The sequence below is a fragment of the Cellulosimicrobium sp. SJTW-1 genome (assembly GCF_047716875.1).
Lineage (GTDB): Bacteria > Actinomycetota > Actinomycetes > Actinomycetales > Cellulomonadaceae > Cellulosimicrobium > Cellulosimicrobium funkei.
This window is the reverse complement of record NZ_CP136680.1, coordinates 2,893,735-2,919,556: the sequence shown is the minus strand read 5'-3', so window position 1 is coordinate 2,919,556 and position 25,822 is coordinate 2,893,735. Positions and strand designations below refer to the sequence as shown.

The 25,822-nt window shown below is 74.9% G+C and carries 18 protein-coding genes; 12 read left to right on the top strand and 6 right to left on the bottom strand.

Annotated features, from left to right (window positions below; translation table 11 throughout):
• Positions 1 to 119: 119 nt before the first annotated feature.
• The gene (locus RSE42_RS13235; RefSeq protein WP_051028352.1) at positions 120 to 1,034 is read left to right on the top strand and encodes a hypothetical protein; all 915 of its coding nucleotides are present in this window, start codon (positions 120 to 122) and stop codon (positions 1,032 to 1,034) included.
• Between the two features lie 53 nt (positions 1,035 to 1,087).
• On the opposite strand, the gene RSE42_RS13230 is transcribed toward RSE42_RS13235, so the two are convergent.
• The 3 genes from RSE42_RS13230 to glgX all read right to left on the bottom strand — a co-directional run bounded on the left by RSE42_RS13230 (position 1,088) and on the right by glgX (position 6,605).
• The gene (locus RSE42_RS13230; RefSeq protein ID WP_051028353.1) at positions 1,088 to 2,263 is read right to left on the bottom strand and encodes a hypothetical protein; all 1,176 of its coding nucleotides are present in this window, start codon (positions 2,261 to 2,263) and stop codon (positions 1,088 to 1,090) included.
• 20 nt (positions 2,264 to 2,283) lie between these two features.
• Positions 2,284 to 4,038: an FAD-binding dehydrogenase gene (locus RSE42_RS13225; RefSeq protein WP_415296569.1), complete on the bottom strand. Its 1,755-nt coding sequence runs from the start codon at positions 4,036 to 4,038 to the stop codon at positions 2,284 to 2,286.
• 152 nt (positions 4,039 to 4,190) lie between these two features.
• Positions 4,191 to 6,605 carry a glycogen debranching protein GlgX gene (gene glgX / locus RSE42_RS13220; protein WP_415296567.1) on the bottom strand — a complete coding sequence of 805 codons (2,415 nt, stop codon included), beginning with the start codon at positions 6,603 to 6,605 and terminating at the stop codon, positions 4,191 to 4,193.
• Between the two features lie 112 nt (positions 6,606 to 6,717).
• Here glgX and RSE42_RS13215 point away from each other — a divergent pair, with 112 nt between their 5' ends.
• The 3 genes from RSE42_RS13215 to RSE42_RS13205 all read left to right on the top strand — a co-directional run bounded on the left by RSE42_RS13215 (position 6,718) and on the right by RSE42_RS13205 (position 10,813).
• Positions 6,718 to 7,533, top strand: a complete 816-nt coding sequence (locus tag RSE42_RS13215; protein WP_034655378.1) for an electron transfer flavoprotein subunit beta/FixA family protein — start codon at positions 6,718 to 6,720, stop codon at positions 7,531 to 7,533.
• A gap of 13 nt (positions 7,534 to 7,546) precedes the next feature.
• The gene (locus RSE42_RS13210; protein ID WP_085387578.1) at positions 7,547 to 8,554 is read left to right on the top strand and encodes an electron transfer flavoprotein subunit alpha/FixB family protein; all 1,008 of its coding nucleotides are present in this window, start codon (positions 7,547 to 7,549) and stop codon (positions 8,552 to 8,554) included.
• A 126-nt stretch (positions 8,555 to 8,680) separates the two neighbouring features.
• On the top strand, positions 8,681 to 10,813 hold the full coding sequence (locus RSE42_RS13205) for a PhoX family protein (RefSeq protein WP_415296564.1): 2,133 nt from the start codon (positions 8,681 to 8,683) through the stop codon (positions 10,811 to 10,813).
• 60 nt (positions 10,814 to 10,873) lie between these two features.
• Here the strand turns inward: RSE42_RS13205 and RSE42_RS13200 are convergent, their stop codons facing one another.
• Positions 10,874 to 11,920 carry an aminoglycoside phosphotransferase family protein gene (locus RSE42_RS13200; RefSeq protein ID WP_137281228.1) on the bottom strand — a complete coding sequence of 349 codons (1,047 nt, stop codon included), beginning with the start codon at positions 11,918 to 11,920 and terminating at the stop codon, positions 10,874 to 10,876.
• A 290-nt stretch (positions 11,921 to 12,210) separates the two neighbouring features.
• On the opposite strand from RSE42_RS13200, the gene RSE42_RS13195 reads away from it, so the two are divergent.
• Entirely contained in the window at positions 12,211 to 13,443 is a 1,233-nt protein-coding gene (locus RSE42_RS13195; protein ID WP_163188941.1) for a cysteine desulfurase family protein, read from the top strand.
• On the top strand, positions 13,440 to 14,627 hold the full coding sequence (mnmA, locus tag RSE42_RS13190) for a tRNA 2-thiouridine(34) synthase MnmA (protein WP_415296563.1): 1,188 nt from the start codon (positions 13,440 to 13,442) through the stop codon (positions 14,625 to 14,627). The genes RSE42_RS13195 and mnmA overlap by 4 nt, the downstream gene beginning before the upstream one ends.
• Here mnmA and RSE42_RS13185 read toward each other — a convergent pair.
• A complete protein-coding gene (locus tag RSE42_RS13185; protein WP_163188928.1) occupies positions 14,600 to 15,028 on the bottom strand; it encodes an ester cyclase in 429 nt (142 codons plus the stop codon). The genes mnmA and RSE42_RS13185 overlap by 28 nt on opposite strands.
• Before the next feature lie 158 nt (positions 15,029 to 15,186).
• Here RSE42_RS13185 and RSE42_RS13180 point away from each other — a divergent pair, with 158 nt between their 5' ends.
• From RSE42_RS13180 to RSE42_RS13170, 3 genes are all read left to right on the top strand, one after another.
• A complete protein-coding gene (locus RSE42_RS13180) occupies positions 15,187 to 16,239 on the top strand; it encodes a hypothetical protein (RefSeq protein WP_415296560.1) in 1,053 nt (350 codons plus the stop codon).
• 168 nt (positions 16,240 to 16,407) lie between these two features.
• The gene (locus RSE42_RS13175) at positions 16,408 to 17,196 is read left to right on the top strand and encodes an HAD family hydrolase (RefSeq protein ID WP_061268720.1); all 789 of its coding nucleotides are present in this window, start codon (positions 16,408 to 16,410) and stop codon (positions 17,194 to 17,196) included.
• Entirely contained in the window at positions 17,193 to 19,670 is a 2,478-nt protein-coding gene (locus RSE42_RS13170) for a glycoside hydrolase family 65 protein (protein WP_021482269.1), read from the top strand. The genes RSE42_RS13175 and RSE42_RS13170 overlap by 4 nt, the downstream gene beginning before the upstream one ends.
• Before the next feature lie 93 nt (positions 19,671 to 19,763).
• Here the strand turns inward: RSE42_RS13170 and RSE42_RS13165 are convergent, their stop codons facing one another.
• On the bottom strand, positions 19,764 to 21,977 hold the full coding sequence (locus RSE42_RS13165) for a prolyl oligopeptidase family serine peptidase (RefSeq protein ID WP_415296557.1): 2,214 nt from the start codon (positions 21,975 to 21,977) through the stop codon (positions 19,764 to 19,766).
• A 206-nt stretch (positions 21,978 to 22,183) separates the two neighbouring features.
• On the opposite strand from RSE42_RS13165, the gene adhE reads away from it, so the two are divergent.
• The 3 genes from adhE to RSE42_RS13150 all read left to right on the top strand — a co-directional run bounded on the left by adhE (position 22,184) and on the right by RSE42_RS13150 (position 25,820).
• Positions 22,184 to 24,928: a bifunctional acetaldehyde-CoA/alcohol dehydrogenase gene (gene adhE, locus RSE42_RS13160; protein ID WP_389303874.1), complete on the top strand. Its 2,745-nt coding sequence runs from the start codon at positions 22,184 to 22,186 to the stop codon at positions 24,926 to 24,928.
• 216 nt (positions 24,929 to 25,144) lie between these two features.
• Complete coding sequence (locus RSE42_RS13155; protein ID WP_031315411.1) at positions 25,145 to 25,366, top strand: helix-turn-helix domain-containing protein; 222 nt, start codon at positions 25,145 to 25,147, stop codon at positions 25,364 to 25,366.
• Positions 25,367 to 25,430: 64 nt separating this feature from the next.
• On the top strand, positions 25,431 to 25,820 hold the full coding sequence (locus tag RSE42_RS13150) for a DUF6907 domain-containing protein (RefSeq protein WP_128082891.1): 390 nt from the start codon (positions 25,431 to 25,433) through the stop codon (positions 25,818 to 25,820).
• Positions 25,821 to 25,822: the final 2 nt, after the last annotated feature.

Below are 25,822 nucleotides of genomic sequence, written 5' to 3'. Positions count from 1 at the left end.
ACCCCACCGCGCTCGGCCAGTCTGAGCCCATGAGCGCGGACGGACGCGAGGTCGAGCACGCACGTCGGACGGTGAGCCGTCCCCGGAGCGCGGGGCGCCCGCCGGGTCGAGCAGACGACGTGCGTGCCCCGGCGACGCTGCCGTCGGTCGTGCGGTTCTCGGCGGAGCGGCGCGCGGAGATCGCCGCCGCCGTCCGCAGCGGCACGCTCGTCCGGGTGCGTCAGGGTGACTACGTCACCCCGCCCCCGCCCGCGGCCTCACCGGCGCAGCGGCGGCGGGACGCCGTCGTCGCGCGTGCGGTCGCCCTCGCGGGACGGTTGACGACGGACTACTGGTTCAGCCACTCGACCGCGGCCGTGCTGCACGGCCTGTGGACCTGGCGCCTCGCGGACGAGGTCCACGTGACGCAGCTCTGCAACCCGTCCGTGCGCCGGACCGATCCCGGGTTCCGTAGGCACTGGACGGCACTGCCCGAGAGAGATCGCGCCGAGCTCGGCGGCCTGCCGGTCACCTCGCTGGAGCGCACGATCGTCGACTGCGCCCGCTCCCTGAGCGCGACGTCAGGCATCGTGGTGGCGGACTCCGGGTTCCGTGCGGGGGCCGACGTACGGAGGGTCGAGGAGGTCCTGGAGGCGGCTGCCGGTGGGCGCGGCGTCCGGCGTGCGCGTCGGCTGCTCGCCGAGGCAGACGCCCGGTCGGAGTCGCCGGGCGAGAGCGTGGTCCGCTGGCTGGTGGTCGACGGAGGTCTCCCGCACCCCGAGCCGAACCACACGGCGACCACCTGGCGCGGCACGTACCGGCTGGACCTCGCGTGGACGACGTTCCGTGTGGCGGTGGAGTTCGACGGAGCCGTCAAGTACTCCGGCGGCGAGTACGGCGACCCGCGGGGCCGTCTGCTCGCGGAGAAGGCTCGGCACGACGCGCTGGTGGAAGCCGGCTGGCTCGTCCTGCGGGTGACGTGGGACGACCTCTCCGATCCCGACCTCCTCCTCGGCCGGATCCGGGCCGCGCTCGCGCGACGCGCCGCGAGATAGAGGCACCGGTCGCGAGGTAGAACGCACAGAGCTCTACCTCGAGCCCACAGCCTCTATCTCGCGGACGGGGGTGGGGCGAGGAGGTCGAGGTAGCGCGAGCGCGCGCGCAGCACGTCGGCGAGCTGGGTCTCGATGCCGTCCACGAACTCCTCGCGGTACACGGCGTCGACCTGCACGGAGATCGCGTAGTAGAGGCCGGTGAAGGTCGCGATCGCGACGGAGACGCGCAGCAGCGTCTGCGTCACGACGAGGTCCGCGCCGCCGACGCCACCCCCGCCGACGAGCGAGAGCGTGCGCTGCCAGGTGCCGCCGTCGACGTCCCACAGCGCCATGACCTCGGGGGTCACCGTGAGCGTCCCGAGCGCCATGAAGAACACGCCCATGCCGAGGCTCACGACGAGGACCTGGAGGAGCTGGCTCGTCGCGATCATCGTCGCGAGGTTCGCCGTCTGGCCGCGGCTGAAGCGCGCCGCACGCTCGTGCCCGGGGTGGCGGGCGGCGGTCTCCGCGAGCGCCTCGCGCGCCTCAGCGGGCGAGCGCAGCCCGACGAACAGCACGACGAGCAGCGCGAAGAACGCGCCGAGCACGAGGTCGGCGACGCCGTGCGTGCGGTCGAACACCTGCCACACCTCGGCGTTGTAGAAGAGCACGAGGGAAAACACGAGCAGCAGCGGCAGCAGGCGCACGAGCCGCAGCAGGGCGGCGCCGAGCTCGTCGGTGACGCGCGCGAGCCCCCACCACAGCGACGACAGCACGCCGTACCCCACGACGACGCGCACGATCCCGAGCAGCACGAGGTTGCCGACGACGGTGAGCAGGGCGTCGCCCCACTGCCCGCCGAACACGACCGGCAGGAGGGCGGGCACGAGCACGAAGAACGCGAGCTCGGGGACGCCGACCGACTGGGGGAGCGTGGACCACGGCCGGCCGCGCACCACGTTGAGCCCCGCGTACGCGGCCGCGACGAGGGCCGCTGCGCCGAGGAGCGCGAGCGCGTTCGCCCACGCGGGCCAGCCCGAGCGCACCGCGCCGGAGAGCTCGGCGAGCAGCACGACGAGCAGGAACGGCGCCGACCGCCCGAACACGTCGCGGTCGAGCGAGTGCCCCTCGACGAGCAGCGGGAGCCCGTTGCGGCGGAACAGGCGCTCGCACGCGGCGGTGTCGAGGTGGTCGACCGCCGCGGGGGCGCCGGGCGCGGGGGCCGGGGACGCGTCGTCGGGCACGGTCATGGTCGCCGACCCTACCCGGGTCAGCCCAGGTCGGCGGCGACCGCGCGGCCCGCGACACGGCCGGAGTAGAGGCACCCGCCGAGGAACGTCCCCTCGAGCGCGCGGTGGCCGTGCACGCCGCCCCCGCCGAACCCGGCCGCCTCGCCCGCGGCCCAGAGCCCGGGCAGCACGGACCCGTCCGCGCGCAGGACCCGCGCGGAGGTGTCCGTCCACAGGCCGCCGAGCGTCTTGCGCGTCAGCACGGAGAGGCGGACGGCGAGCAGCGGCCCGTCCTTCGGCGTCGTCAGGGGTCGTGGCGGCGACACGCGGATGAGCCGGTCGACGCGGTAGCGGCGCGCCATCGCCGTCGCGACGACCTGCGGGTCCTTGCCCAGCCCCGTGCGGACCTGCTCGTCGCGCAGGCGGACGACGCGCGCCAGGGCCGCCGGGTCGACGTGCCCGCGCGAGCCCGGCGTCGCCTCGACGAGCGCGTTCATCCGGGCGGCGAGCTCCTCGGGGGTGTCCGCCCACACGAACTCCGGCGACTGCTCGGCGAACCGTGCGACCGGCCCGACGGCGCCGGGCAGCACCCGCTGGGCGAGGAGCCGCACGTCCTTGCCCGTGAGGTCGGGGTTCTGCTCCGAGCCGGACAGCGCGAACTCCGACTCCATGATCGCCTTGTTGAGCACGAACCAGGAGTGGTCGTCGCCGCGCTCGGTGACGTGCTGGAGCGCGCCGAGGGCGTCGAAGCCGGGGAACAGCGGGGCGGGCAGCCGGTTGCCGTCGGCGTCGAGCCACAGCGAGCTCGGACCCGGCAGGATGCGGATCCCGTGGTCCGTCCACACCGGCGAGTGGTTCGCGATCCCCTCCGGGTAGTGCCACATGCGGTCCTCGTGCACGAGGGCCGCGCCCGCGTCGGCGGCGACGCCGATCATGAGCCCGTCGGTCGAGTCGGGCACTCCGGAGAGCATGCGGGCGGGGAGCCGGCCCGCCGTCTGCGGCCAGCGGGAGCGCACGAGCTCGTGGTTCGCGCCGATGCCGCCCGAGGTCACGACGACGGCGCTCGCCGCGATCTCGACCTCCCCGACGACGTCGCGCGACGACGGCACCCCGCGCCCGGCGTCCGACGGCGCGAGCACCTGCGCGCGCACGCCCGTCACCGCGCCGTCGGTCACGACGAGCGACGTGACCCGGTGCCGGAAACGCACGTCGAGCAGGCCCGCGGCGCGCGCGTCCAGGGCGGCGCGTACGAACGGCTCGAGGATGCCCGGGCCGGTGCCCCACGTGACGTGGAAGCGGGGCACGGAGTTGCCGTGCGCGCCGGCGGCGGACCCGTCGGCGCCCGAGCGCACCGGGTACCCGCCGCGCTCCGCCCACTGCACGAGCGGGAACCACCGCACGCCCTTGTCGTGCAGCCAGCCGCGCATCTCCCCGGCGGCGAAGTTGACGAAGCCCTGCGCCCACGCGTAGCCGTGGCGGTCGGGGCCCTCGCCGCGGTCCGCGCCGGGCGCGAACTGCGCGGACCCGAGCCAGTCGTCGAACGCGAGCTCGGCGGAGTCCGTGACGCCCATGCGCCGCTGCTCGGGCGAGCCGACGAGGAAGAGCCCGCCGAACGACCACCACGCCTGGCCGCCCAGGCTCGCCGCCGGTTCCTGGTCGAGCAGGATCACCCGGCGACCCGCGGCCGTGAGCTCGGTCGCCGCGACGAGACCGGAGAGCCCGGCCCCCACGACGACGACCTCGGGGTCCTCGATCGTGGGCGGGGTGGGGGAGGAGTCGACCGCGCTGTCACTCATGCGGGAAGAGTAGAGCACGTGTCCAGACCCGGGCGGGCGACCACGCCTCTACTCCGGGGACCAGGCCTCTACCCCGGGCGACCAGGCCTCTACCCCGGGCGACCGGACCTCTACTCCGGGGGACCACGGCTCTACCTCGGGAGACCTCGGCTCTACCTCTGCGGGGTGGGGGAGACGTACACGCGCAGGCTCAGCGCCTCGAGCCCGACGACGTCGCCCGGGCGGGCGGCGCTCTCGCCCGGGGAGCGGTCCGGGTCGTCCGGGTGCTCCCAGTCGGAGTCCCACACGAGCTCCCAGCGCTCGGGCTCGCCGCCCGCGGCGGCCCGCAGGCGCGGGAGCGTCACGTCGACCGGGTCGAGCGCCCCGGTGAGCACGACGAGCACGTCGGCGTCGCCGGGCTCGGGGGCGGTGCGCAGCATCTGGAGCGTCCGGACGCCCGGGTCGTGCCACGCCCCGTGGTCGAGCGGTTCGCCGTCGGCGTCGAACCACGCCAGGTCGGGCACCGCCGTCGGGCGGGGGCCCTGCCCGCCGCCGGCCGCGGTGCCGGCCCCCGTGCCGCCTTCCCCACCGGTCCCCGTGCCGGCTGCCGCACCAGCCCCCGCACCGGACGCCGCGCCGCCGGGGCCGTCCGGCGCCGCCGGGCGCGGGCGGCCGGTGAAGAACGCGTCGGGGCGCAGCGCGGGGTGCTCGCGCCGCAGCGCGAGGAGGTGGCGCGCGGTGGCGAGCAGGTCCTTGCGCCACGGGGACAGGTCCCACGACACCCAGGACGTCTCGTCGTCCTGCACGTAGGCGTTGTTGTTGCCGCGCTGGGTGCGGCCCATCTCGTCGCCCGCGGTGATCATCGGGGTGCCCGCGGCGAGCACGAGCGTCGCGAGGAGGTTGCGGATCGAGCGGCGCCGCAGCGGGGCGATCTCGACGCCGAGCCCGTCGAGCACGCCGCCCGCGGTGGCGTCCGGGGTGACCGGGCCCTCGAGCCCGTGGTTCCAGGACCGGTTGTCGTCCGTGCCGTCCCGGTTGTTCTCGCCGTTCGCGAGGTTGTGCTTGTGGTCGTAGGCCACGAGGTCGGCGAGCGTGAAGCCGTCGTGCGCGGTCACGTAGCTCACCGACGCGACCGGCCCGCGCACGAGCGGCGGGTCCGAGTGGCCGAACAGGTCGGCCGACCCCGCGAGGCGCGTCGCGAGGTCGCGCACGCCGTGCCCCGGGCGCCCGTGCGACGCCTCGCGCGCGTCCGCGAGCCAGAACTGGCGGGCCGCGTCGCGGAACCGGTCGTTCCACTCCGCGAGCGGCGGCGGGAACTGGCCGGTGCGCCAGCCCCCGGGGCCCACGTCCCACGGCTCGGCGACGAGCTTGAGCCCGCACAGCACCGGGTCGGTCTGGAGCGCGACGAGGAACGGGTGGTCCGGGTCGAACCCGGTCGCGCCGCGGCCCAGCGTCACGGCGAGGTCGAACCGGAAGCCGTCGACCCCGACGACCTCGGCCCAGTACCGCAGCGAGTCGAGCGCGGCCCGCACGACCGCGGGGCGGCGGAAGTCGAGCGAGTTGCCCGTCCCGGTGACGTCCGCGAGGCGCGCGGGCGTGCCACCGTCGTGCAGGTAGTACCCGGCGTTGTCGAGGCCGCGCCACGACAGGTGGTACCCGTCGGCCCCGCCCTCGCACGTGTGGTTGTGCACGACGTCGAGCAGGACCTCGATCCCCGCCTCGTGCAGCAGGTGCACCATGCCGCGCACCTCGTCGAGCACGGCGGCCGGCCCGGCGTCCTGCGCGGCGCGCGTCGCGTACGCGGCGTGGGGCGCGAAGAACCCGAGCGTCGAGTAGCCCCAGTAGTTCGTGCGGCCGCTCGCGAGCAGGTGCGGCTCCGGCACGTTCGCGTGCACGGGGAGCAGCTCGACGGTGGTCACGCCGAGGCTCCGCAGGTGCTCGATCGCCACCGGGTGCGCGACGCCCGCGTACGTGCCGCGCAGGTGCTCGGGCAGCGCCTCCAGGCGCTGCGTGAGCCCGCGCACGTGCGCCTCGTAGACCACCGTGTCGCGCCACGGGACGCGGGGGCGGGGAGCGAGCGTCCCGGCCGGCTCGGCGACCACGACGGCGTGCGGGACGAACGGCAGCGAGTCGCGCGGGTCGGGCGGGCCGTACGGGTCGTCGCCGACCTGGCCGCGGATCGCCGGGTCGTCGACGAGCTCGCCGACGAGGCCCCGCGCGTACGGGTCGACGAGCAGCTTCGCGGGGTTGTGGCGCAGCCCGGCCGCGGGCTCCCACGGGCCGTGGACGCGGAAGCCGTAGCGCTGGCCGGGGCGGACGCCCGGGACGTGCGCGTGCCAGACGCCGTAGGCCGGCCCGGCGAGCGGGACCCGGCACTCGCGGTAGCGCGCCGGGTCGTGCGCGGGCAGCGCCGGGTCGACGACGTCCACGAGGCACAGCTCGACGGCGGTCGCGTGCGACGCGAGCACGGCGACGTCGACGCCGTCCCCGGCGGGGCGCACCCCGAGCGGCGGGACGAGGGCGTGCCGGTCGACGCTCCCGGGCGCGGTCGGCGGGGCGGGTCTCGGGTCGGGCGACGGCTCGTGCACCCGTCCATTGTGGCGGGTGTCACCGGCTCCTCCGGTCGCCCGCCGGTAGGCTTCGGCGGAGCGGGCCGGGTACCTCTCCGGCCGACCGCCCAGCGCACAGGGAGAGCAACCGATGCGGATCGTCGTCGCCGTGAAGTACGTCCCGGACATCCACGCCGACCGGGGCTTCGAGGACGGCCGCGTTGTGCGCCGGGCCGACGAGGGCACGCTCAACGAGCTCGACGAGAACGCGGTCGAGGCCGCGCTGCGCCTCAAGGAGGCGCTGCCGGAGGCGGAGCGCGAGACCAGCGAGGTGGTCGTGCTCACCGTCGCGGGGCCGGACGCCGACGGCGCCGTGCGCCGCTCGTTCCAGCTCGGCGCGGACCGCGGCGTGCGCGTGAGCGACGACGCGATCGCGGGCTCCGACTACTTCGGCACCGCGCGCGTGCTCGCCGCCGCGGTGCGCCGCCTCGCGGACGAGGCCCCGGTGGACGTCGTCGTCACGGGCATGGCCGCGCTCGACGGCCTGGGCTCCGTCGTCCCGGCGCTCCTGTCGGCCGAGCTCGGCCTGCCGCAGCTCACGCTGGCCGGGAAGCTCGAGGTCGAGGGCGAGCCGGGCGCGCGCACCGCGCGCGTCACGCGCGAGCTCGACGGCGTCGAGGAGGTCCTCGAGGCGCCGCTGCCCGCCGTCGTGTCGGTCACCGACCACGCGAACGACCCGCGCATGCCCAACTTCAAGCTCATCATGGCGGCGCGCACGCGCCCCGTGGAGGCGTGGAGCCTCGCCGACCTCGGCGTCGACGCCGCGCTCGTCGGCGACGCCGGAGCCCGCACGCGCGTGCTCGACGCGTCGCCGCGGCCGCCGCGCCCCGACGCCGAGATCGTCGTCGACAAGGGCGAGGGCGGCCGCGCCCTCGCCGAGTTCCTCATCCGCAACGACCTGGTCTGAGAGGCGTCCGCACATGAGCACCCCCGGGGCCCGTACCGTCCTCGTCCTCCTCGACTCCGCGGCCACCGAGCTGCGGACGCCCGTGCTGGAGCTGATCACCCTCGGCCGCGCGCTCGGGCGCGTGGAGGCCGTCGCGCTCGAGGCGCCGAGCGTCGGCGTCCTCGCCCAGCTCGGCGCGCACGGCGTCGCGCTCGTGCGCCAGGCCGAGCCGTCGTCGGGCGGGGAGGTCGTCACCGGCGACGCGCTGCACCTGACGCCCGTCGTCGCCGAGGTCCTCGCCGCCGCCGCGCGCGCGTCGCACGCCGACGCCGTCCTGCTGACGTCGTCGTTCCCGAACAAGGAGGCCGCGGCGCGCCTCGCGTTCCTCACGGGCGCCGGCCTCGTCGTCGACGCCTCCGCGCTGCACGACGACGGCACCCACCTCGTGGCCGACAAGCGCGTCTTCGCGGGCTCGTGGGACGTGCGCAGCGAGATCCTCACCGACCCGGCGGTGCTGACGCTCCGCGCGAACTCGGTCGTGCCGCAGCCGGCGGACGCCGCCGTCGCGACCGAGGTCGAGGCGCTGCGCGTCGAGCTGACGCCGGCGGCGACCGCGGCGCGCGTCGTGTCCCGCACGGTCGACGCGTCCGCGGGCGCGGGGCGCCCCGCGCTCGGGGAGGCCGCGATCGTCGTGGCCGGGGGCCGCGGCACGAACGGCGACTTCGGCCCCGTGGTCGAGCTCGCCGACGCGCTCGGCGCCGCCGTGGGCGCGACGCGCGACGCCGTCTACGAGGGCTGGCACGACCAGTTCGTCGGGCAGACGGGCGTCACCGTGGCGCCGCGCCTGTACATCGGCGCGGGCATCTCGGGCGCTCCGCACCACCGCGGCGGCATGCAGGCCTCGCAGGTGATCGTCGCGGTGAACAACGACCCGGAGTGCCCGCTGTTCGAGATCTCGGACTTCGCGGTCGTGGGCGACCTCGCGGACGTGCTGCCGCAGGCGGCCGAGGTGCTGCGCGAGCACCGGGCGTCGCAGGGCTGATCACCCGGCCGGCGCCGAGAGTTCACCCGGTGTCCTCCGGGCGGTGGCCGGCCGGTCATCGATCGTTCCTAGCGTCGGGCCGACTCCTCGGTGACGGGGAGGCCCCCCGACCCGTGGAGACGACCGATGACGATCACGCCTGCCCCTGAGCATCGCCCCCTGCTCTCCGTCGCGCCGCACGCGCGCGGCAAGCGCAGCCCCGTCACCTGCCGGCTGAAGTGCGCAGACGCGTGCTCGCACCCGGTCCCCAACGAGAGCGCGAACGAGACGTTCCGCGACGTGGTCGCGGGCGCGCTGTCGCGCCGCGCGCTGCTCGGCGGGCTCGCGGTGGGAGCCGCGGCCGTCGTGCTCGGCGCGCAGACCGTCGCCGCGCCGTCCGCCGCCGCCCAGGGCGTCGTGGCGCACGGCGGCCACGGCGGGGGCCGCCCGCAGAAGGGCCTCGCGTTCGGCGCGATCTCGCCCCAGCCCGCGACGCGCGACGCGCTCGTCGTCCCCGAGGGTTACCGGTGGCGCCCGGTGATCCGCTGGGGCGACCCGATCCTGCGCGGCGGTGCGCCGTTCGACGTCTCGCGCCAGACCCCGGAGCAGCAGGCGCGGCAGTTCGGCTACAACAACGACTACCTCGACATCCTGCCGTTCGAGCGCCAGCACGCCCTCGCCGGCGGCCGTGGCGCGGGCAAGGGGCCGGGCCGGGGGACGCGCGGGCTGCTCGTCGCGAACCACGAGTACACGAACCCGGCGATCATGTTCGACGCCTCGTACGACGCCCCGACCCGCCGCGCGATCGAGCGCGCGGCGCACGGCATGTCCGTCGTCGAGGTGCGCCGTCGTCGGACCGGGACGCCGTGGGACTACGTGGCCGACAGCCGGTACAACCGCCGCGTGCACCTGACGACCGAGTTCCGCCTCACCGGGCCCGTCGCGGGGTCGGACCTCGTCAGGACGGTCGCCGACCCGTCGGGCACGCGCGTGCTCGGCACGCTCAACAACTGCGCGGGCGGCACGACCCCGTGGGGCACCGTGCTCTCGGGCGAGGAGAACTACAACGGCTACTTCCGCACGTCGGGCACGGGTCACGACGCGCGCTACGGCCTGCGCGACGCCGCGACCGGGTACGGGTGGGAGCTCGACGACCCGCGGTTCGACGCCCGCAACCCCGGGTACGAGAACGAGCCGAACCGGTTCGGCTGGATCGTCGAGATCGACCCGTACGCGCCCGACGAGCCGCCGGTGAAGCACACCGCGCTCGGCCGGTTCAAGCACGAGGGCGCCAACGTGATCCTCTCGCGCCGGGGGAACGCGGTCGCGTACATGGGCGACGACGAGCGCTTCGACTACGTGTACAAGTTCGTCTCGTCGCGCACGATGCGCCCGGGGAACAGCGAGGGCGCGCGCCGCCACAACAAGACGCTGCTCACCGAGGGCTCGCTGTACGTCGCGCGGTTCCGCGGCGACTCGCCGGCGTCCGAGATCGACGGCTCGGGCGCGGTGCCGTCCGACGGCGCGTTCGACGGCCGGGGCGAGTGGGTCCCGCTCGTCGTCGACGGGCGCAGCGAGGTCGAGGGCATGAGCGTCGAGGAGGTGCTCGTCTACACGCGCGTCGCGGCCGACAAGGTCGGGGCGACGAAGATGGACCGCCCCGAGGACGTCGAGCCCAACCCGGTCACGGGTCGCGTCTACGTCGCGTGCACCAACAACACCGCGCGCGGGCCGGCGGCGGCCGAGGCCGCGACCGAGCCGAACCCGCGCAACACCAACCGCGACGGGCACGTCGTGGAGATCGTCGAGGACCGCGACGACGCCGCGTCGCTGACCTTCCGCTGGAACCTGCTGCTCGTCGCGGGCGACCCCGCGACGAACACCTCCACCTACTTCTCGGGCTACCCGAAGGAGAAGGTCTCCCCGATCTCGTGCCCGGACAACCTCGCGTTCGACGCCGAGGGCAACCTGTGGATCTCGACCGACGGCCAGCCGAGCACGATCCAGAAGTGCGACGGCCTGTTCAAGGTCACGCTCGACGGCCGCGAGCGCGGGCGGGTCGAGCAGTTCCTCTCGGTGCCGCGCGGCGCCGAGACGTGCGGGCCCGTCGTGGACTCGGCGGACCGCATGGTCTACGTCGCGGTGCAGCACCCCGGCGAGGACGGGACGTTCGACGCGCAGGTGTCGCACTTCCCGGACTACCTTACGCCGGGCGCCCCGGTGCCGCCGGGAGCCTTCGCCGGGCCGCGGCCCGCGGTCGTGCAGGTCTGGCAGGACTGACGCCCGGGCCCCACGCCACGACGGCCCCGGCGCCACGACGGCGCCGGGGCCGTCACGCGCTCAGAGCCCGAGCTGCTCCAGCCACGCGACGGCCGCGACGCCCTGGGCGCGCTGGAACGGTCGCAGGCGAGGGATGGTCGGGATCGCGGGCTGCCGCGCGGAGTGCAGAAAGTACCCGGCGATCCCCGCGACGACGGCGCGCAGGTCCGTGGGGTGCACGTCCTGGCCGAGCGGGTGCGCGGCGAACGTCGCAGCCGCCCAGGCGCCCCCGCGTGCGCGTCGCGCCGGGTCGGCGCTCACGGTGACGGGCTCGCACACCTCCCGGACGCCCTGCATGACGACGCTCGGCAGGAGCATCGCGAGGTCGAGCCACGCGGCGCCGCGCGACGCGTACGGCCAGTCGACGAGGTACACCTTCTCCGGGGTCAGCAGCACGTTGTCGGCGCGCAGGTCGCCGTGCACGAAGGACTCGCCCTCGCACGCGACGAGCGCCCCGCGCTCGGCCTCCGCGAGCGCGTCGAGGTGCGCCGCGGCCCAGGGCACGAGCGTGGCGAGGCCGGGGTCGGGGTGCGCGCGCAGGGCCCGCCAGCCGGTCGCCATGTCGGCGAAGTCGGGGCCGGTCGGCGGCAGGCGCATCGCCCGGGCGCCGGGCACGGACGCGACGCGGACGAGCGCCGCGAGCACGCGGTCGAGCTCGTGCGGGTCCCACGGCGTGCCGGGCGAGCGCCCGTCGACCGCCTCGTACGCGAGCGCGACCCAGTCGCCGTCGCCGTGGCCCCAGGCGAAGCGCGGCGCCGGGACCGCGCGGGGCAGCCGCGTCGCGACCTTCGCCTCGGCGCGGTGCAGGTCGGCGGCCACGGGCTCGTCGGCGGTCCGTGCGGCCTTGACGAAGAGGCGGGTGCCGTCGTCGAGCGTGAGGACGGACGCGAGCCCCGGGCTGAACCCCGCCGGGACCGACCGCTCGTGCACGACCCTGCCCCCGGCGACCGCCTCCAGCTCGTCGCGCAGCGCGAGCGGCAGGTCGGCCCAGAGCAGGCGCCGGCCGCCCGAGGCGACCGGGACGTCCCCGGCGGCCTCGACGGCGGGCGGCGCGACGTCGTCGGGCATCGAGAGGCCACTTCCCCTGTCGGTGGCTGGACGGTCCCGCCCGCGGCACGTTCCCGTCCCGCGGCGACGTGTGGCGCGCGACGGCGGTCCTGCGACCGGGCGAGCGCCCGGCGACGGCCGGGCGTAGATGTCCCACAACCTAGCGCTTTCCGCCGGGATGTCCAGCGCCGCCCACCCCTCGGACCACGAGCGCGGCCCTGCGGTTCGTAGACTGGGTGACCGTGACCCCTGCTCCCGGCCCCGCGACCGGCGCCCGCCCCGGCGCGCACGGCGGGCCGACCCCCGTTCCCGTGACGGCGTACCTCGACCACGCCGCCACGACGCCGCTGTCCCCGGCGGCGCGCGACGCGTTCGTCGACGAGCTGACCCGCACGGGCAACCCGTCGTCGCTGCACGCCGCGGGGCGCGCCGCGCGGCGCACGGTCGAGGAGGCGCGCGAGTCGGTCGCCGCCGCGCTCGGCGCGCGACCGAGCGAGGTCGTCTTCACGGCGGGCGGCACGGAGGCCGACAACCTCGCGGTCAAGGGCCTGTTCTGGGGCCGGCGCACCACCGACCCGCGCCGGCGGCGCATCGTCGTGTCCGCCGTCGAGCACCACGCGGTGCTCGACCCCGCGTTCTGGATGGCGGAGCACGCGGGCGCCGAGATCGTCCTGCTGCCCGTGGACGCCGAGGGGCGCGTGGACCTCGCCGCCCTGCGCGCCGAGATCGCGGAGCACGCGGACGAGATCGCCCTGATCTCCGTCATGTGGGCCAACAACGAGGTGGGGACGCTGCAGCCCGTGCCGGAGGTCGTGCAGCTCGCGCGCCCGCACGGCATCCCGGTGCACTCCGACGCCGTGCAGGCCGTCGGGCAGGTGCCGGTCGACTTCGCCGCGAGCGGTCTCGACGCGATGACCGTCTCCGGGCACAAGCTCGGCGGCCCGGTCGGCGTCGGCGCGCTCGTCGCCCGGCGCGACGCCCCGCTCACGCCCGTGCTGCACGGCGGCGGCCAGGAGCGCGGCGTGCGCTCGGGGACGCTCGACGCCCCCGCGATCCGCGCGTTCGGCGTCGCGGTCACCGAGGCGGTCGCGCACCGGGCCGAGCGGGCCGCGCACCTCGCCGCGCTGCGCGACGAGCTCGTCGCGGGCGTGCGCGAGCGCGTCCCGGACGCCGTCCTCAGCGGGCCCGAGCCCGGCGCGCACGACGACGTCGACCGCCTGCCCGGCAACGCCCACTTCACCTTCCCGGGCGCCGAGGGCGACTCCCTGCTCTACCTGCTCGACTCCGCGGGCGTGCAGGCCTCGACCGGCTCGGCGTGCCAGGCCGGCGTGCCGCAGCCGTCGCACGTCCTGCTCGCCATGGGCGTCCCCGAGGCGGACGCGCGGGGTGCGCTCCGCTTCTCGCTCGGCGTGACGTCCACGCGCGACGACGTCGCGCGCCTCCTCGACGCCCTGCCCCGGGCCGTGGAGCGCGCCCGGGCCGCAGGCCTCGCGTCGAGCCCGGCGCGCACGCGCGTCACGAGCCGCACGGGGGGTGCCGCGTGAGGGTCCTGGCCGCCATGTCGGGCGGCGTCGACTCGGCCGTCGCCGCGGCGCTCGCGGTCGAGGCCGGGCACGAGGTGGTCGGCGTGCACATGGCGCTCTCGCGCGACCGGGACCAGTTCCGCACCGGCTCGCGCGGGTGCTGCTCGATCGAGGACGCGGGGGACGCGCGCCGCGCGGCCGACGTGCTCGGCATCCCGTACTACGTGTGGGACCTCTCCGAGCGGTTCGAGGACACGGTGGTCGCCGACTTCCTCGCCGAGTACGAGGCCGGGCGCACGCCCAACCCGTGCGTGCGCTGCAACGAGCACATCAAGTTCGAGGCGCTGCTCGACAAGGCGACCGCGCTCGGGTTCGACGCGGTGGCGACCGGCCACTACGCGCGCGTCGAGACGCGGGAGGTCCCCGACGCGTCCGCGCCGGACGGGGTGCGCACGGTGCGCGAGCTGCACCGCTCCCCGAACACGGCGAAGGACCAGTCGTACGTCCTCGCGGTCATGGGTCCCGAGCGGCTCGCGCGGGCGATCTTCCCGCTCGGCGGCTTCGCGTCGAAGGACGAGGTGCGCGCCGAGGCGGCGCGGCGGGGTCTGTCGGTCTCCGCGAAGCCCGACTCCTACGACATCTGCTTCGTCGCCGACGGCGACACCCAGGGCTTCCTGCGCGCGCGCCTCGGCGCACGGCCGGGGGAGATCGTCGACGCGGAGGGCACGGTGCTCGGCGAGCACGACGGCGCCTACGCGTACACGGTCGGGCAGCGCAAGGGGCTCGGGATCGACCGGCCCGCGCCCGACGGCCGCCCGCGCTACGTGCTCGACGTCCAGCCCGCGAGCAACCGGGTGGTCGTCGGCCCGGCCGAGCTGCTGAGCGTCGACCGGATCGAGGCGGGGTCCGCCGTCTGGTTCGACGACGCGCGCCCGCCCGCGGGCGAGGCGGCCGACGTCGAGGTGCAGGTGCGCGCGCACGGCGCGCCCGTCCCCGCGCGCGTGCGCGCCGTCCCCGGCGGGTCGATCGAGGTCGAGCTCACGGGCACGCCGCTCCGGGGTGTCGCGGCCGGTCAGTCGCTCGTCGTCTACGCCGGCACGCGCGTGCTCGGGCAGGGCACGGTCGACCGGGCGTACCGGACCGGCCGAGGCTCCGGCGCCCCGCGCGAGCCGGAGGCTCAGCCGACGCCGACGGCCGCCGGGTGAGCGAGCGCCCGCACGAGCGCCGACTCGTCGCGCACGCACCAGTGCTCGGCCGCGCGTCCCTCGGTGAAGCGGAGCACGTGCATCTCGCGGACGCGGAACCGGCGGCCCGTCGGCGCGACGCCGCGGAAGTAGCCGGTGTGCCGCGCGCTGAGCTCGACGTGCAGCGCCACGAGGTCGCCCTCCGCGACCGCGTGCAGCACCTCGACGTGCTGGTCCTCGAACGCGTCCGCGTACCAGTGCATGGTCGCGACGAGGCCCTCGTCGCCGCCGTCGCCGCCCGGTGCCGCGTCGTGGTTGCGGAAGCCCGGCGCGAGCAGCGCCGCGACGGCGTCGGCGTGGTTGCCCGGGATCGCGTGCGTGTGCACGGCGACGGCGGCGGCCTTGTTCTCGTGCGTGCCCATGGCGGGGTCCTTCCGCGGGACGGCCGTGCGGCCCCCGGACCCCGGCGGGGTCGCGGCACGGCTCGGTGTTCCGGTGTGCTCCTGGAGAGAGGTGGACGGCACGTGGTTCGTGACGAGGTGCGCGGTCTCCCGCGCGAGGCGGCCCGCGGGGGTGCGGCATGACCGCGGTGAGCGGGCTCGGGCCGTGGCCCGGCGGCGAGGGCGCGGACGTCCTCGAGGCGCAGCTCACGGTGCTCGGCGACCTCGCCGACGTGCCGACGGGCGTGCGGGGCGTGCCGTTCCTCGTCCAGCTCCCGGGCCGCGGGCCCGGGGCCGACGCGACGGGGCGGACGGCGGCGCTGCTGCCCGGGCTGCCCGTCGAGCTCGGCCCCCACGGCTGGAAGCTCGCGGACCACGGCGGGGCGGACCTGCGCCGCGCGGAGGCGTACCTGCGCGAGGACGTGGAGGCGCTCGCCATCGCGGGCGCCGGGTACGCGGGGCCGCTCGCCGTGACGGTCACCGGGCCGTGGACGCTCGCCGCCGAGGTGTACCTCGCGCGCGGCGACCGCGTGCTGTCCGACCGCGGCGCGGTGCGCGAGGTCGTCGAGGCGCTCGCCGCGGGCGTGGCCGAGCACGTCGCGCAGGTGCGCCGCCAGGTCCCGGGGGCGGACGTCGTCGTGCAGGTGGACGAGCCGCTGCTCGCGCAGGTGGGCGCGGGCGTGCTGCCCACGTTCTCGGGCTACTCGCGTCTGCGCACCGTCCCAGGCCCGGACCTCGTGGACGGGCTGCGCCCGGTGCTCGACGCCGCGCGCGCCGCGTCCGCGTCGACGGTCGTCCACGTGGGCCCCGCCTGGGTGGGCGTCGCGCCGGTCGTCCTCGCGGGCGCCGACGCGGTCGGCCTGACGCTCGGCGCCTGGGACGAGCGGTCCTGGGAGACGGTCGCGCGCGCGGTCGAGCGCGGCGTGCGCCTCTGGGCCGCGCTGCCGCCCGCGAAGGTCTCGCAGTGCGCGGGGCCGGCGCTGGGTGAGCTCGCCGACCTCGTCAGCGTGCCGTGGCGCCGCATCGGGCTCGGGCTGCCCGCGCTCGACGACGTGACGCTCCTCGGCGCGCCGCGGTCCGGCGTCGGGGGTGACCTCGGTGGCGGGGTCGCCGGCACGCCCGACGAGCACCGCGCGCTGCTCGCGAACCTCGGCCGCGTCGCCGACGTCCTGGCCGAGCGCGCCCACGCCTGAGCGTCGCCCGGACACGCCCTGAGCGCTTTCCGCGCACGGCTCCGGGTGCGTACGCTTGACCTCGCGCGACGGTCACGACGGCGACGTGCGGACGGCCGTCCCGCGGCCTCCGGACGGCGCGGGAACGGCCGGGCGCAGACCCTCGTCCCCCCACCGCGAAGGATCTCCATGCCCGTCCTGCGAGCCGTGCTGTTCGACCTCGACGGCGTCCTCACGCCGACCGCCGAGCTCCACATGCGCGCCTGGGAACGGCTGTTCGCGCCCTACTGCGCCGCGCACGGCCTCGCCCCGTACACCGCCGCGGACTACTTCGCGTCGATCGACGGGAAGCCCCGGTACGACGGCGTCGCGACGTTCCTCGCGTCGCGGGGCGTCACGCTGCCGCGCGGCGAGGTCACGGACGCGCCGGGGGAGTCCACCGTGTGCGCGCTCGGCAACCGCAAGGACGAGATCGTCAACCGCATGTTCGCCGAGGAGGGCATCGCGCCGTACCCGGGCTCGGTCCGGTTCCTCGACGCCGTGACCGCGGCGGGCGCGGCGGTCGCCGTCGTGTCGTCGTCGCGCAACACGCCCGCCGTCCTCGCGGCGGCCGGGCTCACGCACCGGTTCGCGGTCGTCGTGGACGGGAACGTCGCGGCGCGTGAGCACGTCGCTGGCAAGCCCGCACCGGACACGTACCTGTACGCGGCCCAGCTCCTCGACGTCCCCGCCGCGGAGGCCGTCGTCGTGGAGGACGCGCTCTCGGGCGTGCAGGCCGGCGCGGCCGGCGGGTTCGGGCTCGTGCTCGGCGTCGACCGCGGGGTGGGCGCGGACGCGCTGCTCGCGCACGGGGCCGACGTCGTCGTGGCCGACCTCGGCGAGCTCGACGCGACGGTCCTCGACCGTCCTCGCGCGGCGACCGCCGACGCCGTCCGTCCCGCCGTGACCGCCCCCGCCGACGAGGAGGCGGGCGCGTGATCCGCCGGACCGCCGACGAGCGCGGCACCGTCGACCGCCTGCGCTTCCCGGCCGACCCGTGGCGGCTCGTCGAGTCGCAGTTCTCCGCGGAGGACCTGGGGGTCACCGAGACGCTGTTCGCCGTCGCGAACGGCTACCTCGGCATGCGCGGCAACGTCGAGGAGGGCCGCGAGTCCCACTCGCACGGCACGTTCGTCAACGGCTTCCACGAGACGTGGCCCATCCGGCACGCGGAGGAGGCGTACGGCTTCGCGCGCGTCGGGCAGACGATCGTCAACGTCCCGGACGCCAAGGTCATCCGCCTCTACGTGGACGACGAGCCCCTCCTGCTGCCCGTCGCGGACCTCATCGACTACGAGCGCTCGCTCGACCTCCAGGACGGCGTCCTGCGCCGCGAGCTGCTGTGGCGCACGCCGTCGGGCAAGCGCGTGCAGATCCGCTCGCAGCGCATGGTGTCGTTCGTCGAGCGCCACCTCGCGGTCATGACGTTCGAGGTCACGCTCCTCGACGCGGCCGCGCCCGTCGCGATCTCGTCCCAGATCCTCAACCGCCAGGACGGCCAGGACGAGTACCACGTGCGGTCCGCGTCGCTGGGGGAGGGCTTCGACCCGCGCAAGTCGAACCAGTTCACCGGGCGGGTGCTGCAGCCGCAGACGCAGTTCGGCGACGACGAGCGCCTCGTGCTGTCCTACCGCTGCACCAACTCCGGCATGACGCTCGCCGTCGCGGCCGACGACCTGCTCGAGACCGAGAACGAGTGGGACGTGCGCACGCTCGCCGAGGACGACCTCGCGAAGCACGTGTTCCGCGTGCACGCCGAGCCCGGGCGGCCGATCCGGCTCACCAAGCTCGTCGCGTACCACACGTCGCGCGGCGTGCCGTCGCGCGAGCTCGTGGACCGCTGCCGGCGCACGCTCGACCGGGCGCGCGAGACCGGCGTCGAGGCCCAGCTCGCGCTCCAGCGCGAGTGGCTCGACGACTTCTGGGCCCGCTCCGACGTCGAGATCCCCGGCCAGCCGGGCGTCCAGCAGGCCGTGCGCTGGAACCTGTTCCAGCTCGCGCAGGCCACCGCGCGCGCCGAGGGCAACGGCGTCCCCGCGAAGGGCCTCACCGGCTCCGGGTACAGCGGGCACTACTTCTGGGACACCGAGATCTACGTCCTGCCGTTCCTCACGTACACGAGCCCGCGGTACGCGCGCAACGCGCTGCGCTTCCGCTACCAGATGCTCGACGCCGCCCGGCGCCGCGCCGCGGAGCTGTCGCAGAAGGGCGCGCTCTTCCCCTGGCGCACGATCAACGGCGAGGAGGCGTCCGCCTACTACGCGGCCGGGACGGCGCAGTACCACATCGACGCCGACGTGAGCTACGCGCTCGTGCAGTACGTGCGCGCGACGGGCGACGAGGACTTCCTGCGCCGCGAGGCCGCGGACATCCTCGTCGAGACCGCGCGCATGTGGGAGGACCTCGGCTTCTGGCGCGCCAACGGCGACGACAACTTCCACATCCACGGCGTCACGGGGCCGGACGAATACACGACCGTCGTCAACGACAACCTCTTCACGAACGTCATGGCGCGCTTCAACCTGCGCGCCGCGGCGTACGTCGTCGAGCGCATGAAGGCCGACCACCCCGAGGACTACGCGCGTCTCGTGGACCGGCTCTCGCTCGGCGCGTACGAGGCCGCGGAGTGGGTCCGGGCGGCCGACCACATGTCGATCCCGTACGCCGAGAGCATCGGCATCCACCCGCAGGACTCGCACTTCCTCGAGCGCGAGATCTGGGACCTCGCGCACACGCCCGAGGACAAGCGGCCCCTCCTGCTGCACTACCACCCGCTCGTCATCTACCGCTACCAGGTGCTCAAGCAGGCCGACGTCGTGCTCGCGCTGTTCCTCCAGGGGCAGCACTTCAGCGCCGAGGAGAAGCTCGCCGACTTCGAGTACTACGACCCGTTGACCACGGGCGACTCGACGCTCTCGGGCGTCGTGCAGTCCATCGTCGCGGCCGAGGTGGGGTACCACGAGCTCGCGCTCGAGTACTTCGTGTCGTCGATCTTCGTCGACCTCGCGAACCTGCACGCCAACGCGTCCGACGGCGTGCACGTCGCGTCCGCGGGCGGCACGTGGTCCGCGCTCGCGTACGGGTTCGGCGGCATGCGCGACTCCGAGGGCGACCTCACGTTCGACCCGCGCCTGCCCCAGGAGTGGGAGTCGCTCACGTTCCGCGTGCAGTGGCGCGGCTCGCGGCTGCGCGTCACCGTGCTGCCCGACGCGATCGAGCTCGACGCCGAGACCGGCGACGGCGCGCAGGTCGTCGTGCGCGGCGAGCAGGTGAAGGTCGTCCCGGGCGAGGTCGCGCGCGTCGCGCTCGACGGCCAGGGCCCGGTCAGGCCGGGCCGCCCGAGCCTGCGCGCCCTCTCCGGCAACCGCCGCGAGGACGGCACCCTCATCACCGCGACGGTGCCGCACTCCTGAGGCCCGCCCGCACCTCGCCGACCAGGTGGTCCTGGCGCGTCCGGTCTCGCGGACGCGCCAGGACCACCTGCTCGGCCCGGCGGGAGCGCCCGGTCAGCCGAGGCGCTCGGCGAGGAAGCGGTAGTGCACCGCGGCCATGTGCGCGGCCTGGGCGTTGTTCGCGGCGCCGCCGTGGCCGCCCTCGATGTTCTCGTAGTACGTGACGTCCTTGCCCTCGCCGAGCATCTTCGCGGCGAGCTTGCGCGCGTGGCCCGGGTGGACGCGGTCGTCCTTGGTCGACGTCGTGAACAGGACCGGCGGGTACTCGCGCTCGGCGTCGAACAGGTGGTACGGCGAGAACGTGCGGATGAACTCCCACTGCTCGGGGTCGTCCGGGTCGCCGTACTCCGCGGCCCACGACGCCCCCGCGAGGAGCTTCGTGTAGCGGCGCATGTCGAGCAGCGGCACGCCGACGATGACGGCGCCGAACAGCTCGGGGTACTGCGTGAGCATGTTGCCGGCGAGCAGGCCGCCGTTGGAGCGGCCCTCCATCCCCAGGTGCTCGGGCGTGGTGATCCCGCGGGCGACGAGGTCGCGCGCGACGGCGGCGAAGTCCTCATAGGCGCGGTGCCGGTTCGCCTTGAGCGCGGCCTGGTGCCACGCGGGCCCGTACTCGCCGCCGCCGCGGATGTTCGCGACGACGTAGACGCCGCCCTGCGACAGCCACGCGCGGCCGAGCGCGCCGGAGTAGGCGGGCGTGAGCGAGATCTCGAAGCCGCCGTACCCGTACAGGAGCGTGGGCGCGGTGCCGGTCCCGGTGCCGCCGTCGCCCGTCCCCGCGACGAGGTCCGCGCGGCCCACGACGAAGTACGGCACGCGGGTGCCGTCGTCGGACGTGGCGAAGTGCTGCGCGACCGTCATGCCGGCGGCGTCGAAGAACGCGGGGTTGGACTTGACGACCTCGGGCGCGCCCGCGTCGCCCGGGTGCTCGCCGAGCGACAGGAGCGAGAGCGTCGTCGGCGTGAGGTAGTCGGTCGTGACGAGCCAGAGGTCGTCGGTGTCGACGGGGTCGACCGCCCCGACGGCGACCGTGCCCAGCGCGGGCAGGCCCGGGATCTCCGAGCGCACCCACGGCGCGTCCGCGGCCTCCTGCCCGACGGCGCCCCCGGCGTCCGGCGGCGTCAGCACGTGGAGCCGGTTCTTCACGTCGTCGAGCACGTTGACGACGAGGTGGTGGCGCGTCCACGTGGCGCCGGCGAGCGACGTCGTCGCCGTCGGCTCGAAGAGCACGGTGAAGCCGCGGTCGCCCGCGAGGAAGTCGTCGAACCGGGCCGCGAGGAGCGACCCGGCGCGGTACGTCGCGCCGCCGACCGTCCAGTCGTCGCGCAGCTCGACGAGCAGCCACTCGCGCCGCACGCCGACCTCGGCGGAGTCGGGCACGTCGATCTTCGTCAGGCGCTGCTCGGGCGTGCCGGCGCGCTCGGCGAGGTAGAGCTCGTCGGAGTAGAACGCCTTGGAGCGGTGCACGAAGTCGCGCTCGAACCCGGGCGTGTGCGAGCGCCAGGCGGAGATGTACATGTCCTCGTCGGTGCCCTCGTAGACGGTCACCGCGGCGTCGAGCGGGGTGCCGCGCGTCCAGCGCTTGACCACGCGCGGGTACCCGGACGGCGTGAGCGTGCCCTCGCCGAAGTCGGTGAAGACGTAGACGGTGTCGGCGTCGATCCAGCCGAGCGAGCCCTTGGCCTCGGCGCGGTGGAAGCCGCCGTCCTGCGGCGCGACGAACCGCTTCTCCACGAGGTCGAACTCGCGCGTGACGTCGGCGTCGGAGCCGCCGGGGGAGAGCTCGACGAGCGCGTGCCGCCACGGCTCGCCCGCGGCGAGCTGCTCCGGCGTCGGGCGCAGGACGCTTGCGCCGTGCCAGACCCACGACTCGCCCTCGGCCGCGGCGAGCGCGTCGAGGTCGAGGACGGTCTCCCACTCGGGGTCGTCGGTGCGGTAGGACTCGAGCGTCGTGCGCCGCCAGACGCCGCGCTCGTGCTGCGCGTCGCGCCAGAAGTTGTAGTACCGGTCGCCGATCTTCGAGACCTCGGGGATCTTCGCGTCGGAGTCGAGCACCTCGCGGATCGCGCGCTCGGTCGCGGCGAACTCGTCGGCGGTCTCGAGCGTGTCGGCGACCTCGGCGTTGCGGGCGCGGACCCAGGCCAGCGCCTCGTCGCCCTCGACGTCCTCGAGCCAGAGGTACGGGTCGTGCGGGGTGCCGTCCGCTCGGTCGGTCGCGGCGCGGCTCTCGGTCGCGGGCGAGGGGCTCGTCGTCTGCTCGGCGGTCATGGTCACCCACCCTACGGCGCGCGGGCCGTGGTGCGGAGGTCACGAGGAGGCGGGGACCTTCGGCCCGCATCGGGGCCGGACCCTTGTGGGGACGGACGGCTTGTGAAAACCTTCACAAGTAGAGAGACCGCCGAAGGAGCCGGGGCATCCCGGCCCCGGCACACCCGCGGCCGACGCCCGGCGAGGTCGGGCACCGGAGGGGACGCATGAGCGCGAAGAGCGCCAGCACGAAGGTCGAGAACCGCACCGAGGACACCCGCACGACGCACGAGATCGACGTCCTCGTCGAGCGGGCCCGCAAGGCGCTCGACCAGTACATGAGCCTCACGCAGGAGGACGTCGACCGGATCGTCCTCAAGGCGTCCGTCGCCGGCCTGCACCAGCACGGCCACCTCGCGCAGATGGCCGTCGCCGAGACCGGGCGCGGCGTCTTCGAGGACAAGGCGACGAAGAACATCTTCGCGTGCGAGCACGTGCCCAACTCGATGGCGAACCTCAAGACGGTCGGCGTCATCGGTCGCGACGAGCTCACGGGCGTCGTCGAGATCGCCGAGCCCGTCGGCGTCGTGTGCGCCGTGACGCCGGTGACGAACCCGACGTCGACCACGATCTTCAAGTCGCTCATCGCGCTCAAGACGCGCAACCCCGTGGTGTTCGCGTTCCACCCGAGCGCGCAGCGCTCGTCGGTCGAGGCGGCCCGCATCGTGCGCGACGCCGCGGTCGCGGCCGGGGCGCCCGACGACTGCATCCAGTGGGTCGAGCACCCGTCGATCGAGGCGACCAGCACGCTCATGCACCACCCGGGCGTCGCGCTCATCCTCGCGACGGGCGGCAACGGCATGGTCCGCGCGGCCTACTCGGCCGGCAAGCCCGCCCTCGGCGTCGGCGCGGGGAACGTCCCCGCCTACGTCGAGAAGAGCGCCGACCTCGGCCGCGCGATCAACGACGTGGTCATGTCGAAGGCGTTCGACAACGGCATGGTGTGCGCCTCGGAGCAGGCGCTCATCCTCGACGACGTGATCTACGACGACGCGATGCGCGAGCTCGCCCGACTGCACGCCTACCGGGTGACGCCCGCCGAGAAGGCGATGCTCGAGCGCCTCATCTTCGGGGTCGAGGCGAACGGCACGAACTGCGCCGGGGCGAAGCTCAACCCGAAGGTCGTGGGCAAGTCGCCGGTGTGGATCGCGCGCGAGGCGGGGTTCGAGGTCCCCGACGACACGTCGATCATCCTCGCCGAGATCGACGACGTCGGCCCCGACGAGCCGCTGAGCCGCGAGAAGCTCACGCCCGTCCTGGCCGTCCTGCGGGCGCGCGACACCGAGCACGGCGTCCGCCTCGCGGAGCGCATGGTCGAGCTCGACGGCCTGGGTCACTCGGCCGCGATCCACACGTCCGACGAGGCGCTCGTCGAGCGGTACGGGTCGCGCGTGAAGGCCGTGCGCGTGCTGTGGAACAGCCCGACGTCGCTCGGCGGCATCGGCGACATCTACAACGCGCTGCTCCCGTCGCTCACGCTGGGCTGCGGCAGCTACGGCGCGAACTCGGTGTCGAACAACGTGTCGGCGGTCAACCTCATCAACGTCAAGCGGATCGGGCGGCGCAACAACAACATGCAGTGGTTCAAGGTGCCCGCCAAGACGTACTTCGAGCCGAACTCGATCCAGTACCTCGCGCAGATGCGCGACGTGCACCGCGTCACGATCGTCACCGACAAGGTCATGAGCCGCATCGGCGTCGTCGACCGCGTGCTCGACGTCCTCGCCCGCCGCGAGGAGAAGGTCGCGATCCAGATCATCGACGCGGTCGAGCCGGAGCCGAGCGTCGGCACCGTGAACCGCGGCGCCGAGTCGATGCGCGACTTCGAGCCCGACACGATCATCGCGATCGGCGGCGGGTCGCCGATGGACGCCGCCAAGGTCATGTGGCTGCGGTACGAGCACCCGGAGATCGAGTTCTCCGACATGCGGGAGAAGTTCTTCGACGTGCGCAAGCGCGCCTACAAGTTCCCCGAGCTCGGGGGCCGGGCGAAGCTCGTGTGCATCCCGACGTCGTCGGGCACCGGCGCGGAGGTGACGCCGTTCGCGGTCATCACCGACCCGGAGACGGGCTTCAAGTACCCGCTCGCGGACTACGCGCTCACCCCGACCGTCGCCATCGTCGACCCCGTGCTCACGGACACCATGCCCGCGAAGCTCGCGGCCGACTCGGGCTTCGACGCCCTCACGCACGCGACCGAGGCGTTCGTCTCCGTCTACGCGAACGACTTCACCGACGGGCTGTGCCTGCAGGCGATCAAGATGGTCTTCGAGCACATCGAGGACTCGGTCACGCAGGGCGCGGCGGCCCCGAAGGCCCGCGAGAAGATGCACAACGCGGCGACCATCGCGGGCATGGCGTTCGGCTCGGCGATGCTCGGCATCGTGCACGCCATGGCGCACACCGTGGGCTCGACCTTCCACCTCGTGCACGGGCGCACCAACGCGGTGCTCCTGCCGCACGTGATCCGCTACAACGGCCAGGTGCCCACGAAGCTCACGAGCTGGCCCAAGTACGAGCGCTACGTGGCCCCGGAGCGGTTCCAGGAGATCGCGAAGCACCTCGGGCTGCCGGCCTCCACCCCGGAGGAGGGCGTCGAGTCGTACGCGAGGGCGGTCGAGGAGCTGCGCGCCAAGGTGGGCATCGAGGCCACGTTCGCCGCGCAGGGCGTCGACGAGCGGGCGTTCATGAGCCGCCTGGACGACCTCGCGCTCCGGTCGTTCGAGGACCAGTGCGCCCCGGCGAACCCGCGGATGCCGGTCCTGGAGGACATGCGCGACATCCTCGTCGCGGCCTACCGCGGCAGCAGCCGCGAGGTCGTGCGGGCAGAGCGGCTCGCGGCCCACGAGGGCGCGAGCACCGAGGACGGGCAGGCGGCGACCCCGCCTGCCGGGAGCGTGGTGGCCGGCTGACCCTTCCCGGCCCCACGAAACCCGGAGCCCGACGGCGCGAGTCCCCTTCCGCCGTCGGGCTCCGTCGTGTGACGGGAGGGCCTGCGATGTGCTATCTATGAGTAGCACGCGTCGCGCGGGCGCCCCTCGCGGAGCGGGGGGAGGGGGTCGTTCGAGAACGGGGTGATACCGATAAGTCTGTAGACCGAGGAGTAGCGCTGGGTGACGGTTGCACGCGTGCAAGGAGATCTGCAGCGCGCGCTGGGTGAGAACCTGCGGACCCTCCGGGTCGGCCGCGGGATGAGCCAGGAGGACTTCGCCGAGTTCCTCGGCGTCCACCGGACCTACATGGGCGGGGTCGAGCGCGGGGAGCGCAACCTGACCCTCCGCTCGGTCGAGAAGCTCGCCGAGCGGCTCGACGTCGACCCCGTCTCGCTCCTCCGTCCACCGCCTTCGTAACGGCGCGGTCCGGCGTGTCGGACGCCCCCGGCATCATGGTCCCGTCGCCGGGGAGGTGATCGGCATGACCGACGTGCTCGACAGCACGACAGGGGGATCAGCAGTGTGGGCTTCGCCGCTCGGGAGGCCGTCCTGGCAGGTGGACGACTGCCCGCCGTGGTGCGTGGCCGTCCACGAGGAGGGCGACCACCCGCACGACCGCAAGCACCTCGGCCCGGAGCTCACGGTGCCCGCCACGACCCTCGCGGCGCACGCGTCGCCGGACGGCGTGCACCGGGACGAGCGGTCGGCGTCGGAGCTCGTGGTGTCGCTCCACCGCAGGGACGGGTCGCACGACACGTGGGTCTACGTGGGCGACGGGTTCGAGCAGCGCCTCGAGGTGCTGCTCGGCGACATGTGGCGCATCGTCGAGGCGTTCGGGCACGCGGTCGAGGGCCTGCCCCCGGAGGCGTGAGC